This window comes from Catonella massiliensis (assembly GCF_016651435.1).
Taxonomy (GTDB): domain Bacteria; phylum Bacillota; class Clostridia; order Lachnospirales; family Lachnospiraceae; genus Catonella; species Catonella massiliensis.
Genome location: NZ_JAEPRJ010000001.1, coordinates 173,993 through 190,181, shown reverse-complemented (window position 1 = coordinate 190,181; position 16,189 = coordinate 173,993). Strand labels below are relative to the sequence as shown.

At 40.4% G+C, this 16,189-nt stretch carries 11 protein-coding genes; 1 reads left to right on the top strand and 10 read right to left on the bottom strand.

Going from position 1 to position 16,189, the window contains the following annotated elements:
* Positions 1 to 11: 11 nt before the first annotated feature.
* Positions 12 to 749, bottom strand: coding sequence for an Rpn family recombination-promoting nuclease/putative transposase (locus JJN12_RS00805; RefSeq protein ID WP_208427911.1), 738 nt, complete (start codon positions 747 to 749; stop codon positions 12 to 14).
* A 418-nt stretch (positions 750 to 1,167) separates the two neighbouring features.
* Here JJN12_RS00805 and JJN12_RS00800 point away from each other — a divergent pair, with 418 nt between their 5' ends.
* Positions 1,168 to 1,614, top strand: coding sequence for a DUF4282 domain-containing protein (locus JJN12_RS00800; RefSeq protein WP_208427910.1), 447 nt, complete (start codon positions 1,168 to 1,170; stop codon positions 1,612 to 1,614).
* 141 nt (positions 1,615 to 1,755) lie between these two features.
* Here JJN12_RS00800 and galE read toward each other — a convergent pair whose 3' ends face one another.
* The 9 genes from galE to JJN12_RS00755 form a co-directional block, all read right to left on the bottom strand.
* Entirely contained in the window at positions 1,756 to 2,772 is a 1,017-nt protein-coding gene (galE, locus tag JJN12_RS00795) for a UDP-glucose 4-epimerase GalE (RefSeq protein ID WP_208427909.1), read from the bottom strand.
* Positions 2,773 to 2,791: 19 nt separating this feature from the next.
* Entirely contained in the window at positions 2,792 to 3,274 is a 483-nt protein-coding gene (locus JJN12_RS00790; RefSeq protein ID WP_208427908.1) for a DUF5721 family protein, read from the bottom strand.
* 260 nt (positions 3,275 to 3,534) lie between these two features.
* The gene (locus tag JJN12_RS00785) at positions 3,535 to 9,234 is read right to left on the bottom strand and encodes an endo-alpha-N-acetylgalactosaminidase family protein (protein WP_208427907.1); all 5,700 of its coding nucleotides are present in this window, start codon (positions 9,232 to 9,234) and stop codon (positions 3,535 to 3,537) included.
* Between the two features lie 120 nt (positions 9,235 to 9,354).
* Positions 9,355 to 10,407, bottom strand: coding sequence for a phosphotransferase enzyme family protein (locus JJN12_RS00780; RefSeq protein ID WP_208427906.1), 1,053 nt, complete (start codon positions 10,405 to 10,407; stop codon positions 9,355 to 9,357).
* 29 nt (positions 10,408 to 10,436) lie between these two features.
* Positions 10,437 to 12,590, bottom strand: coding sequence for a 1,3-beta-galactosyl-N-acetylhexosamine phosphorylase (gene gnpA, locus JJN12_RS00775; RefSeq protein ID WP_208427905.1), 2,154 nt, complete (start codon positions 12,588 to 12,590; stop codon positions 10,437 to 10,439).
* 53 nt (positions 12,591 to 12,643) lie between these two features.
* Complete coding sequence (locus tag JJN12_RS00770) at positions 12,644 to 12,811, bottom strand: DUF6903 family protein (protein WP_208427904.1); 168 nt, start codon at positions 12,809 to 12,811, stop codon at positions 12,644 to 12,646.
* A 10-nt stretch (positions 12,812 to 12,821) separates the two neighbouring features.
* Positions 12,822 to 13,688, bottom strand: a complete 867-nt coding sequence (locus JJN12_RS00765) for a carbohydrate ABC transporter permease (protein ID WP_208427903.1) — start codon at positions 13,686 to 13,688, stop codon at positions 12,822 to 12,824.
* Positions 13,689 to 13,703: 15 nt separating this feature from the next.
* Positions 13,704 to 14,594 (bottom strand): carbohydrate ABC transporter permease, encoded by an 891-nt coding sequence (locus JJN12_RS00760; RefSeq protein ID WP_208427902.1) that lies wholly within the window; start codon positions 14,592 to 14,594, stop codon positions 13,704 to 13,706.
* A gap of 57 nt (positions 14,595 to 14,651) precedes the next feature.
* Complete coding sequence (locus JJN12_RS00755) at positions 14,652 to 16,097, bottom strand: carbohydrate ABC transporter substrate-binding protein (protein WP_208427901.1); 1,446 nt, start codon at positions 16,095 to 16,097, stop codon at positions 14,652 to 14,654.
* Positions 16,098 to 16,189: the final 92 nt, after the last annotated feature.

Sequence of the window (16,189 nt, the reverse complement as noted above, 5' to 3'; positions counted from 1 at the left end):
TAAGTTATTTTTCACTCTTTTCCTCCATTTCCAATATCATTTGATCTGGGAAGTTCTTCTCCTGTAAGCCTTAGAATGAGTTCACTTACTTCCTCAGGATGGTTTATTTCCACATCGCTAGTCGTCTGTTTACTTCCATTTGCAATATAATCTGCTATAACTTTGAAGTCCTTCTTAAACTTATTTATATCATCTTCACTTAATTTTTTCAAGTCAATGAGGTTGATATGATAATCACCTATATATTTTTTAATCTCATCTTCCATTTTAAGCCTTTTACGAAGAGTGGTTTCATGCTTCCATTCCTCTTCTCCGTAGTATATTACAAAGGTTATTACAGGATAAATCTCTTCTGTATCAGTTTCTACATTGTCCACTTGTTCTCTGCTTCCTTCATGTTGTTTTCCTCTTGACTTACGTTTTCTGCCATCCTTTTCTGCAAGCTGAGTTCTGTAAGAAGCTCCATCATACGAAAGAACCCTAAAGACCATGTCTTTATCAGGAATGTCTTGGTTCTCAATACCAATCAACGATACAATTACTCCTTTGCGTTTCCAAAGTTTTACTACATCCCTATCCTGATATCTGTGTCTATTGTCATCTCCTTTATACTGACTCCAACTTTGCACATCAAATAATTCATCCTCTTTCACCACGTTCTTGCCGTCAAACATTACACCATTCAGAAACTCTGCAAATACATCATTAAACGCTAGAAGTTTCTTTTCAAGAATATCTTTCTCCCCCAAATTTTTCTCCCTTCTTAATAAAAAATTAAATTTAATCTTTGGATTTTCTGTTGAAATAATTATTTTGAGATACCTATTCACATTCTAGAAGTGAACCAAAGAATTTTACACTGACATTATAATGCATTTTATACTTTTTGTAATCGGCAGTTTAAACAAATTTTCACAATTTTACTATACAAATTGCATAAGAACCCCCATTTTATCAATTTCTAAAAGGTATATATATCCCACTCATATAAAGCTTTTTATTTAATGTGTGAATTTATAGATATTTTCTATTAAGAAAAAAATAGACTATACTTTCTTTTTATCTTATTGTATAATCAACCTCATACTATTTGTGATATACATTCATCAAATCGTAATGAGACGCAGATAGTCGGAACTATATTCATTTTTTTGAGGAGGAACTAATATGGACGAGAACAACAACCAGAACGTTGGTGGTGCAGAGCAGCAGAATGCTGGTAACACAAATCAGCAGAACACCACCGGGACAAATCAGCAAAATGCTGGCAATGGTGCAAATCAGCACTTAAACGAGGCTTATAACAAAGTTGCTGACGCAGCTAAGGACGGAGGAAAGTCATTCTTTACAAACATCCTTAACTTCGATGTAATGATATCAACAAAGTTGATTAAGCTGCTCTATTATATTTTACTCATAGTTGTAATAATAGGGGCTTTTATTACCATGTTTACACGCAATCCTTTTACAGGACAGAGCAACTTCTTAAGCGGACTTCTTATGCTAATCCTTGGACCTATCGGTGTAAGAGTTTGGGCAGAAGTTATGATAGTTTTATTCAACATCAATGACAATCTTGCTAAGGTTAAGGATCATTTTTGCGGTCAGAAATAATGCTAACTGTGAAAAAGCCGCTTACAAGTTTAACTTAGTAAGCGGCTTTTTTATCTTTATATATATGTGCCAAAAGTATTCGACACATATTGATACGGAATTACTTCAGCTGCACTTTTTGCAATTCTTGTAAAAGTATTCTTATGACCTGTATCCGTCAGGATTCATAGACTGCCATCTCCAGGAGTCTGCACACATTCTCTCTATACCGTATTCCGCCTTAAATCCAAGCTCCTTTAGAGCCTTCGAACTGTCAGCATAGCATACAGGCACATCTCCGTCACGTCTTGGTTTCATTTCATAGGCAAGCTCTTTACCACAAGCCTTTTCAAAAGCGTGGAAAACTTCCAGAACTGAAATCCCGTTACCTGTGCCGAGATTGTATATCCTTACTGCTGGCTCTTCGTTAAACTTATTAAGAGCGAGTACATGTCCTCTTGCAAGGTCTACAACATGGATGTAGTCTCTAAGACAGGTGCCGTCTGCTGTATCATAGTCATCACCGAATATGCCAAGCTTTGGCAGCTTACCTACTGCTACCTGTGCTATATAAGGCACGAGATTATTAGGTATGCCCTTAGGATCTTCTCCTATAAGTCCACTTTCGTGGGCTCCAATTGGGTTAAAGTATCTTAACAAAATCACGCTAAAGTCATTGTCTGCAACATGGAAGTCCTTAAACATCTCCTCCTGCATCATCTTGGTAGCTCCATAAGGAGATGATGCCTTGCCATGAGGCATATCTTCTGTAAGAGGAAGCTTTTCAGGCTCTCCATATACAGTAGCTGAAGATGAGAAAATGATATTCTTTACTCCATGCTTTTTCATCGCTTCTACAAGAATGAGGGTACCTGTAATATTGTTATAATAATACTCAAGAGGCTTGTGTACACTCTCTCCAACCGCCTTGTAGCCTGCAAAATGTATAACTGCATCTATTTTATTTTCACCAAATATCTTGTCAAGCGCTGCACTGTCAAGCATGTCTGCCTCATAGAACTTAACGCTCTTACCTGTAATCTTCTCTACCCTCTTGATAGACTCCATACTGGAGTTGTAGAAATTGTCAAAGGCAACTACCTCGTGACCAGCATTAAGCAGCTCAACGCAGGTATGACTTCCGATATAGCCTGCACCACCTGTTACCAAAACTCTCATAATATCCTCCTATACTGGATTACAGCATTTCCACCGCAATCTGATAATATTTAAGAAATTTGAGTAAATCCTCATCCCACAAATTTCCAATTTGCTTACTCATAAGGAAGTCCGTAACGGACACTCCTGTAACTATATTTATCTCACCCTTTTCAAACTTGAGTGTAAAAAACAATCCATAGTCCTTCTCTACTGCATCCTTTATGCCAAGCTTAGCAGCTGTTTTATCTGTATTTTCTTCTGAAAGCCTGAATACTCCCTTTATACCTAGAGGAACCCTATCTCCTTTTAAGAGAGACGAAATCTTATCCCTTACTTCCTTCCAGGCTACATATCTCCCTGAGGCTTCATCTTCGTACCAAGCCTCATTCTTCACTCCGTCTATGGTAATCTTCGCATAGTTTGTTATTTCAAAGGATACAAGAAGGAAATTATCAAATACCTCTCCAATCAGAAGTTTATTCATAAAGTCCTTAACATCCACAATCTTAAAAGCAATCATTCATAACCTCCGGCTTAAGCAGGTCAGCCGTTTTCTTGTCATATTTAACACATTCTCATACTGCTATAGTACCTCATATTTAGCCCATAAAAATATTTTATCATCACATATTCTTTATGTAAAGCACAATGTAATGATATAAGGCCAGGACTCCAAGGCTTTTTCTTAGTTAATATCAGCTAAGTTGTATAAAGGAAGCCATGTAGAGCATCCTTAAGTCCTCTACATGACTTCCCACATCCCCAAAGCGGGACTAATACTTATTTTTCAAGAAATTTCTTTGCATTTTTTAAGGAGGTGGTTACAAGTTTGATACTAGCTATCTCTTCCTGTACCTTCTTAATTCTTGCTTCATTTTTTGCATTCTTCTTAGAAGCCTTTAATTTTTTAAGTTCTTTATTAAGCTTTGTAAGTCTCTTTAACAGACTCTTAGATGTAGTAATCTTGTTCTTCTCTAAGTAAGAGATTGCAGAATTTACATCCTTCTTTGAAGAAAGTAACTTCTTGTCATTCTTAGCTGCCTTTCTATAGTTCTTAAGATTAGCTAAAATGTTAATCTTCTTAGACCTTACAAGTGCCTTAATAGCCTTTGTCTCGGTCTTAACCTCTTTAAGTGCCTTTAAGATACGCTTATCCTTTTTAAGTAAGGCAGCTTTTTTACCGTTACCCACGCTTCCTTTTGCTGTGTCATCTTCATTCACATCCACTGTCTGTGAAGGATTGGCAGCTTCATTAGGTATTATTACCTGAACAGGAATTACAGGTATTGCATTTGGATTTACAGCAGGCTTTTGTACAGGTTTTTCTTCTGCTTTCTTATAAACTCCGGCCTTTAAGTCATTAACCACCTTCTTAAGATTAGCCTGTGCAAGTAAAATATCAAAGTATGTAGCATCTTCCTTATCTAAAACAGCCTTAGCTTCTTTGATCTTTTCTTCAAGAACAGCTACATTGTTGCTTGCTTCATTTTTAGCCTTTAATTCTTCTGCCTTTGTAACAAGACTTTCAAGCTCGCTCTTATCAGGCTTAGCATCTTCTTCCTTAGCTTCTTTTACTACTCTTACCTCTGCAAGGGCTGCGTAGTAGTTTTCAGGACTTCCAAGTGTCTGTAATGCCTGAATCTTAACATTTGTAACATCCTTCTCGGCATCAAAGGTGACCAGGTTCCAACCTGAACTCTTAAGATTGACTGTCTTCACTGTCTTATACTCTGTCTCGCCCTTCTTAAGTACTTTAATCTCAGCCTTTGCTATTCTACCGTTTATGCCGCCACCGCCTCTTTGTAAGAGTCTTACTCCTGCAACGGTTGTAGCTTCTTTAAGCCTTATATCAAGCCACATCTTAGCGAGAGTTGTACCTGACCAGTTTGTATGCCATATTGTGTTTTCGTTTCCGTCAATAGCAAGTTCCGCCGGTCCTTCTCCTTGATATCCTGCCTGTATGCTACCCGCCTCTGCAACCATACCGTCAAGAGGAAGGTCGTTTGTATCATCTTCAGGGTCTGCTTCCTTGCTGCTTCCCTCTAGAGCCTTCATAAGCTCTTTAAGAGAGTTGTAAGCAATATTAATACCCTTTTGGCTCTTGCCGTCTTCCTTTAAGGCAACCTCTGCTTTAGCAATAGCTTCCTGAGCCTTCTTATAGTTAGTATTTGAAAGGTTCTCTTTGGTAAGTTCTGCTTTTGCCTTCTCTATAAGTGTCTTTAATTCATCCTCAGTAACTACTTCATCAACACGCTCAATCACAAGATTGTCGAGCACGAAATCCTGATAACCACCAAAGTTAGCTGCTGCACCGGAATTACCCTGTGTATTAGCTGCCTTTCCTGTAGAATATATACCAAACCAGGTCTGGCCTGACTCATCACCGACTATGTCAGTTTCGTATGTAGCATCTGCATCCTCGCCCATTGCAAGTGATAAAGGTTCAGGATTAGAAGTTATCTTCTCTCCACTACCCTTAACAACAGCATATATACCATCTGTTCCTGACTGATACTTAAAGCTTACGTGGTACTTCACACCAGGCTCAAATCTAAAGTTCTGAGGTATGGTCTGGAAGGCTATTGCATTTCTTCTTGTAAGTCCGTTTATCTTTACTGACCAGTTGCCATCAAGTACATCATCCATCTTCTTAACATCCCAGCCTGCCTGTGTATATGGGGCATGAAGCTCTGAAAGGTGGATTCTGTTATCTTCTACACCTTCAATTCCACCGATAACGAAAGGATACAATCCCTGAACACTTTTTTCAAAGTCCTGTGTAAATCTTGATATCTCTCCATTCTTGTCAAAGGTGATGTTCTTAGCGTCACTCTCTACAACTCTTACATCATCAAAGTAGCTTGCACCCTCTCCTTCAAGCTTGGAAAGTGTCAGTGTAGCCTCTCCTGATGCAGGAGCAGTAAAGAATACATACATATGCTGGAAATAACTGGTGCCATCAACGGTAGCACTATGTGTATTATGTGTATATGCCTTTACATAGTTCTTTGCAATTGAACGAAGAGTATAATTCTCTGCAAGCTTTTTTTCTCCATCAGTTATACTAATAACTGCCTTAGAATCACTTCTGTTGTCCACACCTACAAGTACAGCATACTGCACACCAGGAGTAAGGTCTGTAAGCTTCTGGCTCATACCTATTTCACCTGTAAGCTTCATCATAGGGTTGCTGTACTGGCTCTTTGCTATCTCAGCCTCTCCTGTACCTGTCTTAGTCCAGCTGTCGAAGTTACCGCTGTTAAAGCCTGCATCAACAAGGTGCATGCCCTCGCTCCACTTAACAGCCATATTATCTCTACTACCCTTGTAGACTACATAAGGCTGTTTAGCCTCTGCAGCTATTGTAATCTTGCCATCTACTACAGGTATAGTCTTCTCTTCTTTCTTTCCAAGGTCAGTAAGCTTATATATCTTTACCTCTGAGAGGGTCTTCCAGGACTCAGGAAGCTCCCAGGTTGTTTCACCTGCCTGATTGTTAAAATGATAAAGCTTTTCATCATTTGCAGAAACTCTCTTTCCTGTAGCCGCATCCCATACCCATGGAAGGAGATAGCTTTCGCTTCCGTTTCCTGTATATCTCTCAGGTTCAGCTCCAGTTGCAATTACTTTGCCATTAAGAGTAATTGTTCTCTTGTAATAATCATCAGAATCGCTGTCATCAGATACTCTTTCAAGCACAAGTACATCACCCTCATCATTCTTTAAGGTAATCTTCTTGTCAGGAGTGTAGTTTTCTCCTCCTGTAAGGAATGGTGTTCCCTGTTCCCACTTAACCACCTTGAAGTGCTGGATGAATTTAGTGGTAAGATTATGCTCATATAGATTCTGAATGTAGGCATCGTAGTCATTTCTTCCCTGCCAGCCTTCAAAATCCTTCATGTTGTAGCCACCAAGCAGAGGTGCAAGTGCAGCACCGCCATATCTGTGATAGTTTGCTACCCAGGAATCCTTCTGGTGGTTACGAAGGAATCTCATAATTACGGAGTTCTCTCCCTTAGCCTTATATCCACCGTAAGTGAGGTCTGCTGCCCAGTGCTGGAAGGTAGAGTCATACTCATTGGTAGGGCCCCACTCAGTTGTCATCCTCCAACCGCGGTCGTTAATCTCTTTTGAAAGCTTTCTTGTCTCCCAGGTATCATCGCTTCCACCTGTCATATTGCCCCAGATATCTACATAGATATAGTCAAGGTTGTCCTTAACCAGGGCTTTTAGCTTGTCAAAACGCTCTGCTCTGTTACCTGTAGCAAGGTCATACACACTGTCAAGACCTACACCCTGGTCTATCCAGTTCCAGCCATAACGAAGATTGCCGTATTTATCTCTTCTTACAGAATCATCGTTAAATGCCTTTGCCTCAGGATACATCTCACCGCAGTTAATATGAATACCAAATCTAGCTCCAAGAGCTTTTCCCTTCTCCATAAGGGTATTCATATCCTTTGCACCACCGATACGCTTACCTATATCATAGTAATCAGGATGTCCTGAGTCATGTCCTTCATTGGCATAGCCCTTTAAGATAACTGACTGTCCAAGACCGTCTGTATGCATTGCTACCCTCTTCACATTGTCAAGAGTGGTAAGGAATGGATTCTGTGCCTGTCCGCCAAAGTTCATTGCTATTCTGTGGGCAACAAGCTCAGGTACTTCCTCTGACTTGTAAGGATTGTTCATTATGCTTCTAAATGCAATAGCACCATCCTGCCAGTCCACTACATTATCTTCATTCTCATCGCCTGTTATCACAATCTTAGCCTTAGGCATCTCAGTCTCACTAACCACATACACTCTGTCATGTGAGTCTGTAACCTTTCTGTGATAGTACCACTTTGTACTTGAAAGCGAAAGTGTCTTCTTGTCATCATAAATACCTGAGAGAGCCATAATACGGGTATTACTAGCTCCACCTGCCCATATATTAGATGCCTTATTACTTCCGTCATTTTCAGAGTTACTCCAAAGTCCTGCACTCATTCCGTCTGCCGAAATAAATGCATACATAAAATCTCTTCTGTAACCTTCAGGAAACTCTGTAAGTGACTCGTCACCGTCAATAGTAGTATTGGATGACATAAGAGCGCCTCTGAAGCTAAAATTCTCCTGACTATCCCTTACTGAGATAAGACCTTGCTTAGGTATCTCTATAGTCTGTACAGGGTTGGCTTCATCATCAAGATTGTTGGTTATCTCGGTGATTTCAAAAGCAAGGGTATTTTTCTCTACCTTAAGAAATGCCTTGATAGTAGCATCTACCTCTTCACCCTTTTTCACCTTTAAGGTGTAGTTAACGGTATTTCCTTTGATCTCTGAAGTTACATCAGCCTTCTTAACCTTTATCTCTTTACCGTTAATTTTAATGCTTCTAATAAGCTCAGGCTGGCCGTAGAATACCTTATCCTTAAGGCTTCCCTTCTTCATCTGATACTGCACTACCCTTGGGAAGGTCTTATCTACGGTTACATCCATGTCTTCTGATGAAATGATATCCGTCTTAGACTCACCAAGGCTTTCAAGCTTTACCAAAAGCTCCGATACAGCACTCTTATTAACTTCAACCTCTTTTTCTACGGTATCATAGCCTGCCTTTGTGAACTTCAATACATAGCTTCCATCCTCAAACTTAAGAGAAAATTCGCCATTTTCACCCGTAGCCTTACCTTCTTTAACACCGTCAACATAGATTTCTGCACCTTTTAAAGGAGCACCGTCCTCATCGGTAACCTTTCCGCTAACTTCGTATTTTTGCAATATTGTTGGCTCCTGATCTGTGTATTTTATCTCTCTTATAGTTACATCTGTAACATCTTGTCCATAAGTTCCTGCCTTAAATGCTATCTTATTGCCATCCCATGAGGCTTCACTGCAGTCCAGATCCTTAAACACTTCTTCACCGTTAACAGTGACAGTAAGCTTCTTATCTCCTGTCCAGCTTATGTCTACAGCAGTTTCTACTCCTTTTTTTGGCGAGGGATTTCTATCCCCCCGTAAATAATCATCATTTCTTCCATTATACTTCTGCCAGAACCAGCCAAAGGAATCGTAACCAACGAACATTCCCCTTCCAGGATTCGTGTATCCAAGATAGATACCGAACCTGGTAGTAGCTTTTTCAGAGTTACCCCTGACCTTAAACGAAAAATGTCCTGCCTTACTAAAGTCAAACTCGTGAGGGTTTAATGCTACTGCAGGATAAGAACCTGCTGTTGTGCCATTGCCATTCCTCGGTCCGGATGCAAAATTAAGTTCTCCCTTTGTCTTCTCCAGTGTTTCTCCACCCACAGTACACTGTTCGTCCAGTTTCCACTCATCATACACACCGTCATATACCCTATCACCTGTTTCTACAGATGATGAAGCCGCGGCATAAACCGGATATGTCTCCAAATTAATCGGTGTAGTTAAAAATACACCAGTTGCCAGCGCAAAGCACAGCGCTCTTTTAAACTTTTTAGATCTCATAGTACTTGTCTTCCCCTTTCTACAAATAACAATGTCGTCTATATCTACTTTGCATATCCCTATTCGCCTGTGACCTCCTTTCGTGGCGAACTAAACCTTCTTTATTTACAGTTTCTATAATTACAGTTCCATTACTACCTTCTTCATTTCATCCCATTTTGCTTCCATATCAGCTACTAGCTTAAACTGAGTCCTGGCTCTGTCTAAGTTATGTCCTTCTCTATGAATGGCAAAATAGTTGTCCCCATCTATATAGTCAGTTAAGAAACGCAGACCACATTCAAATGTCATAGTCTTTGCCCCCAGTGGAAGATATTCCTTCTCTTCCTTTGTAAGATTAGGAAGTGCACTTATATAGCCCTTGGTATATATCTTAAATAAATCAAGGCTCATACTAACCTTTGATAAGTCCTTCTCGTCCTCCAGTGCAGTTGAAGCCCCAAATCTAATGGAATCGCCATAGTCATAGAGGCAGAGTCCCGGCATAACAGTGTCAAGATCTATGACACAAAGAGGTTTTCTGGTCTCTTTGTCAAGGAGAACATTGTTTAGCTTGGTATCATTATGAGTAACCCTATCAGGAAGCACCTTTTCATTTCTAAGGCGCTGAAGAGTTCCCATTTCCTCTTCCCTCTCCAGACAAAACTTAATCTCCTCCTGTACAAGAGCTGCCCTGCCGAGAGGGTCCTTCTTTAGTACCTCATGAAACTTCTTAAATCTGTCCGGTGTATTGTGGAAATTAGGTATTACCTCAATCAGCCTTTCTACCGGGAAGTCCGACAGAGCCTGTGCGAAGCTTCCAAAGGCTACAGCGCTTTCATAAAAATCATCATTATTCTCAGGTAGCTGCAAGCAGATTGAATCCTCCACAAAATCATAAGCACGCCAGTATTCCCCGTCTACCACTGCAAACGGCTTATCATCAACTGTCTTTACAATGCTAAGCACCTTTCTGCTATCATCTGTTTTCTTCTTCAAATGCTCAGTGACAAGCATTATGTTGTTCATAAGTCCCTCTACGTTAGGGAAGATTTTATTATTTATTTTCTGGAGAATATACTTTTTATTCTTGTCTGTAACTACCAAGAATGTGGAATTGATATGTCCACTGCCGTAAGGCTCCTTCGTTACAGGCTCTCCGTCGAACTTAAAAGTTTTTAACACTTCACTCATATATTTCCTTTCCTTGACTTAGTCAATCTTTATATTTCGTACCAAATTATCTGGTTTGCCGCGAGCTTAAGCTCAAAAGATGCGCCATCTCCCTTGTAAATGGTGGTTGACTGTGGCTCATAGGTATTATTAACCACACAGTATTTGCCACTGTTAAGGTATGCGTGAACCTCTACATTAAAGTTAGAGGAGAACCATTTTTTAAGCTCTGCCTCTGCACCCGCACTCCACATAATAGCCCTGTATAGAAGTCTGCTGTTTTCAAAGCTGTATCTTAGACCGCTTATATATACGCTTCTTCCCTTGCCAAAGCTGTTTACCGCAAGCTGTACCTCTTTATCCCTCTGTACAAGGATATCAGTACCTTCGAAGGCAAATATATTCTTCTTGCCCTCTCCAAAGTCAACTTCCTTAGTCGTGTCTTCAAGGATGAAATGCTTCTTCTCTTCCCAGTTATACTTATCATATCCTAAGGTAAAGCCTCTCTCCTCCTCCACGCCAAGGATGTTTGCAAGCTGGAAGAAGCGTCCGTTTGCCTGATGAGCACTAGGCTCACCTACGCCGATGAAGCCTCCACCACCATATACAAACTCTGTAACAGCGGTGATTATCTGAGGATTAGTCCAGTATTCCCCACCTCCATGAGCTGTATCCGTATCTCCTACATTTATAATTACATCTATATCTGAAAGAAGATTCTTGTCCTTAAGTATGTCTTCAAAGCTAATGAACCTTACATCAAAAGGAGCACCGGATAAGGCTTCAACAATGCCGTAGTATGAATAATTCTGCTTCTGATAGAGTGCGTGGTGAACCATATGATTGCCCCAGGCCCTCATCTTGCCCCAGCAGTTAAGCACAGCTACCGTTTTGATTGAGTGTGCCTTGCAGCCCTTTATGTTGTCATACAGCACTCTGAATTCATCGCATACACTCTCTACATATTCTACAAAGTCAGGAAACTGCATGGCAAGCTTTAAGTAGCCTCCATAACCGATTCTGTCGATTGGTTTTCTAAGAATTGCTCTTCTAGCTGTTACCCAGTTCTCCTTCGCCTCCTTCACAGGATTGCCGCCTTCGTAGAAGGTATCTGGGAAGAAGTAAGGTAAGAATCGTCCCTCGGTGTATTTAACTCCCTCTATATCACTGATAAGTCTCAAGGTGCAGCCATTTCCAACACTTCCAACCACCGCATCAAGCCCTATTGTCTTAAACTCCTCCATAAAAGGCTCTGTTCCTATCCAGTGGTCTCCAAGGAACATCATAGCTTCTTTTCCACATTCATGGCAGATATCCACCATCTCCTTGGCTATCTTAGCTACTTCTCTTCTCTGGAATGCCTGATAATCGCTGAATTCTTTGCTAGGTATCCTATACTGATTGTTATAATAACCCTGGTCAATGATGAATTCAGGTCTGAAGGTATATCCCACTTCTTTCTCAAACTGTTCAAGTATATAAGGGCTTACTGAAGCAGAATATCCGTACCAGTCTACGTATTTTTCCCTTGCCATCTCGTCAAAAATCAAGGTGAACTGGTGGAAAAATGTAGTAAATCTAAGTACATTTACATAAGGATGATCCTCTATGAATTTGCGCAGCCTCATCATTGTAAATGCGTGGGTTTTTGGCTGGCGTACATCGAAGGTAATCTGATGTTCTACACCTTGCCAGTCATTTACCACTGCATTGTACATATGCACAGGATCCCACATTATATATGCTAAGAAGCTAACTGTATATTCATGAAATCTATGAGTTTTTATTTCTACAGTTGTAGTAGCTTCATCGTAGCTCCAATCAGCAACAGGCACAACATCCCCCGTTGTCCTGTCTATAACTTCCCACCATCTCTTTATATCATCTCTGCAGTTAGGGGTGAGCATATCTGGATAGAGGCCTTTCATAAGATTAACCTTAAGAACCTCCTCAGTAGCTGTATATCTTGGAGTCATTATATACATCTGCTGGATTTCATCCGGATTTGCCTTAGCCCAGGCATTGTCTTTTCTAGTGGTGTAGTAGGTCGAATATACATTAAGCCCTTCATCCTTAAGTTCTACCGGAAAGTCTGTCCCGTCGCAGTCTCTGATAGCATCAGCTCCCCATCTCCTTGCTAACTCTTTAGTCCCTTCAATTACATCAATGTCTGTGGGAATAGTTACTCTACCTTTACCGTTCATTTCTTTCTCCTTATTGTTATCTGATTGCGGGCATTCCCGGCATCAGTCATTCATTACCTATATTTTCTGTTATACACAAAAAGCACTACAAGCAGGCCTACAAGGCCTATTATCTCGTATGTAAAACCTGTCATCGATATATTTTTCTGTCCGGATATAATGAGACCTACGGACAGAATAAAACAAAGTAATAAAACCAAACCAATAATTTTTTCTTTCATCCTGTCCTCCTTATCCCTTAAGTCCGCCTAAAGTCATACCCTCGGTAAGTCTCCTCTGAACAAGGATGTAGAGTATGAGAGTAGGAAGCATAACTATAACAAGGCCCGCATACATAATTCCGTAGTTAGTTGCTGTCTTTTCAACAGCCATCAGATTCTTAAGTCCCATAGCCAGAGTCTCATGCTCATCCATCAGGGTATAGGCAATGATGTACTCATTCCAAAATGACAGGAAATTAAATAAAACAACCGTAATTATGCTTGGCTTTGCCATTGGTATCATTATCTTAAGCATGGTCTTAAAATGACTGCAGCCGTCTATATAGGCTGCTTCCTCAAATCCCTTTGGCAAGGTCTTGAAGTACGAGCTTAGGAGATAAATGGTAAAAGGCAGAGCACTTGTAGCATAGATTAGTGCAAGTATAAATCTATTGTCTAGGAAAAATGTTACCTTGAGTGCTTTATTTGCATCACTTAACATAAGGAAAATAGGTACCACTATGTAGTTGATATTTACAAATAAGCCTGCCATAAAGCCTATTTCAAGGATTTTCTTGCCTTTGAAGAAAAATCTTGCAAGTACATAGGCAGCAGGAAGTGCAAGCACTAAAAGAAGCACAAGTCCTATAGCTGTAACAATTACCGAGTTTGCAAAGAACTGCCCCATCCCCGCATCATTAAATGCAGTAACGAAGTTATCAAAGTTAAGTGATTTAGGTAAATCCCAAGGGCTGATATCTCCACCTAAGAACTCGGAATTTTTCTTAAAGCTCGCCATAAATACCCAGCCAACCGGAATGATGATTGAGATAGCCAGACTTATGAGAGCCACATATACAAATATCTTGTATAAGGTTTTTGTTCCAATTCGCTTCAATGTATGCCCTCCTTCCTAAAATTGATATACTTTTCTCTCTGTAATCTTGTTGACTGTTCCCGCAAGTACAAATGAGAAGATAAATACTGTAACCCCTATTGCCATACCATAGCCGTAAGCACCATTTCCATATGCCTGCTTGTACATATAGTTGAGGAATACCTCTGTCTTGCCGTTAGGTCCTCCGTCAGACATAATCTGTACGAAGAGAAAGCTTAGGTTGATGGTACTGATGATGTAGAAGGTAAGTGTAGTTCTGATGCTTGTCCAAATAAGAGGCAGGGTAATCTGAAAAAACATACGAACCTCAGATGCACCGTCAAGAGAAGCTGCCTCATAAAAGTCAGGTGGAATCGCCGCCATACTCGCCATATACATGACCATGTAATAACCTATAGCCTGCCAAACCAGAGCAAATATAACCGAATATATAACTATATCAGGCTCTGCCATCCACTGTTTCGCAAGCGAGTCAAGGTGAATAGCCCTAAGAAATGTATTGAGAAGACCACTTGAAGGATCGTAGATAGCACCGAAGATACCTGCTATAACTACGATACTTAAAATATTTGGAATATAGAATATTACCCTGAAGAAATTCTGACCGATAAATTTGCCTCTCTGAAGCAGGGTTGCAAAAAGCACCGCCAAAAATACTGTACATAGAGTAACTATTACTATTATCAATATAGAGTTCTGCATAGCCTGCAAGAAGCTCTTATCTCCAAATAAATCCTTAAAATTATCAAAGCCTACAAAGGTCTGCTTGTTTGTTATTCCGCCCATTCTGTATAAGGACATTCTAAATACATTGAAGGTAGGAATAAATATAAATAAAACAACCAGGATTACTGCAGGGGCAAGGCAGGCAAAGATGAACCGCCTTTCCGATTTTTTTCTATTCATTAATCTCTCCCTATAGAAACGGCGAGCCTTTTCAGCCCGCCGTAAAATTTTGATTGGTTATCTGTCAAGATTTTCAAGTAATTTAGTCCAAGCCTCTTCAAGCTGTTTCTGATACTGTGCTGCTGTAAGTTCTCCTGTATTAAGTGAATCAATAGCTCCGTATACTGTAGCCTTCATGTCAAAACCATTGATTGGCTTTGTTGTAGCCCATACACCTGCAACAGCCTCTGTGCCGCTTGCACTTGTAAGTGTGTAAGAATCCTTAACAGGTCCTGCCTCAAGCTTATCAGAAGCACCCTTTACAGGGGAAATGATAGGTGCAGGAGTCTCTTCCTTGGTCTCTTTATTTACACTCTTGTTTGCAAGCATAAGCTCAACAACTTTGTCAGAGTACATAAACTTAATGAACTGCTTAGCAAGGTCGATATTTGCTGCGTCCTTAGGAATCCAAATCTGCTCTGTATAGGTATATACATAAGTCTTCTGGTCTGCAGAGAACTTTGGCTGAGCCATCATAGCCCAGTGGAAATCCTTAGGTGTAGAAGCTGCCATCTCTCCGATTACCCAGTTACCGTTTGGCATAAATAATGCTTTTCCGTCTATAACAGCCTGCTGATTCTTCTTAAATCCACCGTCAGCATTTGCGTTTGCTACTGTATCTGACCAGGTATAGTCCTTAGAAGCAAGTTTTGCTATGGTATCTACTACCTCTTTACCCTCTTTAGAGGTCCAGGTTGAAGGGTCGTAGTTTACAGCCTTGTTGTAGAACTCCATTCCTCCAGCCTGAGCTAACATCTGATACATAGAAGTATCAAAATATCCTGCTGTCGGATATGTGAAAAGTGCTATACCATCTTTCCTTGCCTTATCACCGAGTGCGAAGAACTCTTCCCAGGTTGTAGGGAGGCTGTATTTCTTTCCTTCACCAACAAGATCTGCATTGTACCAGAATCCTGTAGGAACGTAGGTCCAAGGTGCAAGATATATCTTGCCGTCTGCATAAGGCTGAGCTGTAGCATTGTCTGTGATTCCGCCTACGAGTCTGTTCTTAAGCTCGTCATCAAATACATCTGTGATATCAGCTATTGCATTTTCCTTAAGCATAGTCTCTGTAAAACCGCTCTTTGTTCCCATATTGTAGTAGACTACATCAGGGATATCACCATTCTGGAAAGACTTTGTAAGGTCTTTGTCAAGCTCTGATGAGAGATGAAGGTCGACTGTTGCCCCTGTCTCTGCCTCAAAAGCTGCCTTAATCTGATTCCAAATCTCTGCTCCGTTACCGCCTTCAAAAGCAGCAATCTTAAGTGTACCGCCTGCCTTTGTCTCAGAAGCTGTCGAAGCGGACTTCGCAGATGATGTGGTTGAAGCTGTAGAAGCCTTCATAGATGAAGCTTTGCTTGCTGCTGACTTCTGGCTGTCGCCCTTTGAGCCACAAGCTGTAAGTGAAGCTGCAACCATTGACAAACTGAGTGCCATCGCTAACATTTTCTTTATTCTCATAATACCTCTCCTTTGTGAAATTTATTCAACTTCTGTTGTCATTATATCCATTTATTTGTTTCTTTTCCACATTTATATTGCTATTTTTTTTA

Bases quoted from the DNA above. Each gene is read 5' to 3' on its own strand.
- JJN12_RS00790 (WP_208427908.1), bottom strand. From the start codon at position 3,274: ATGATTGCTTTTAAGATTGTGGATGTTAAGGACTTTATGAATAAACTT.
- JJN12_RS00785 (WP_208427907.1), bottom strand. From the start codon at position 9,234: ATGAGATCTAAAAAGTTTAAAAGAGCGCTGTGCTTTGCGCTGGCAACT.
- JJN12_RS00800 (WP_208427910.1), top strand. From the start codon at position 1,168: ATGGACGAGAACAACAACCAGAACGTTGGTGGTGCAGAGCAGCAGAAT.
- JJN12_RS00770 (WP_208427904.1), bottom strand. From the start codon at position 12,811: ATGAAAGAAAAAATTATTGGTTTGGTTTTATTACTTTGTTTTATTCTG.
- gnpA (WP_208427905.1), bottom strand. From the start codon at position 12,590: ATGAACGGTAAAGGTAGAGTAACTATTCCCACAGACATTGATGTAATT.
- galE (WP_208427909.1), bottom strand. From the start codon at position 2,772: ATGAGAGTTTTGGTAACAGGTGGTGCAGGCTATATCGGAAGTCATACC.
- JJN12_RS00755 (WP_208427901.1), bottom strand. From the start codon at position 16,097: ATGAGAATAAAGAAAATGTTAGCGATGGCACTCAGTTTGTCAATGGTT.
- JJN12_RS00760 (WP_208427902.1), bottom strand. From the start codon at position 14,594: ATGAATAGAAAAAAATCGGAAAGGCGGTTCATCTTTGCCTGCCTTGCC.
- JJN12_RS00780 (WP_208427906.1), bottom strand. From the start codon at position 10,407: ATGAGTGAAGTGTTAAAAACTTTTAAGTTCGACGGAGAGCCTGTAACG.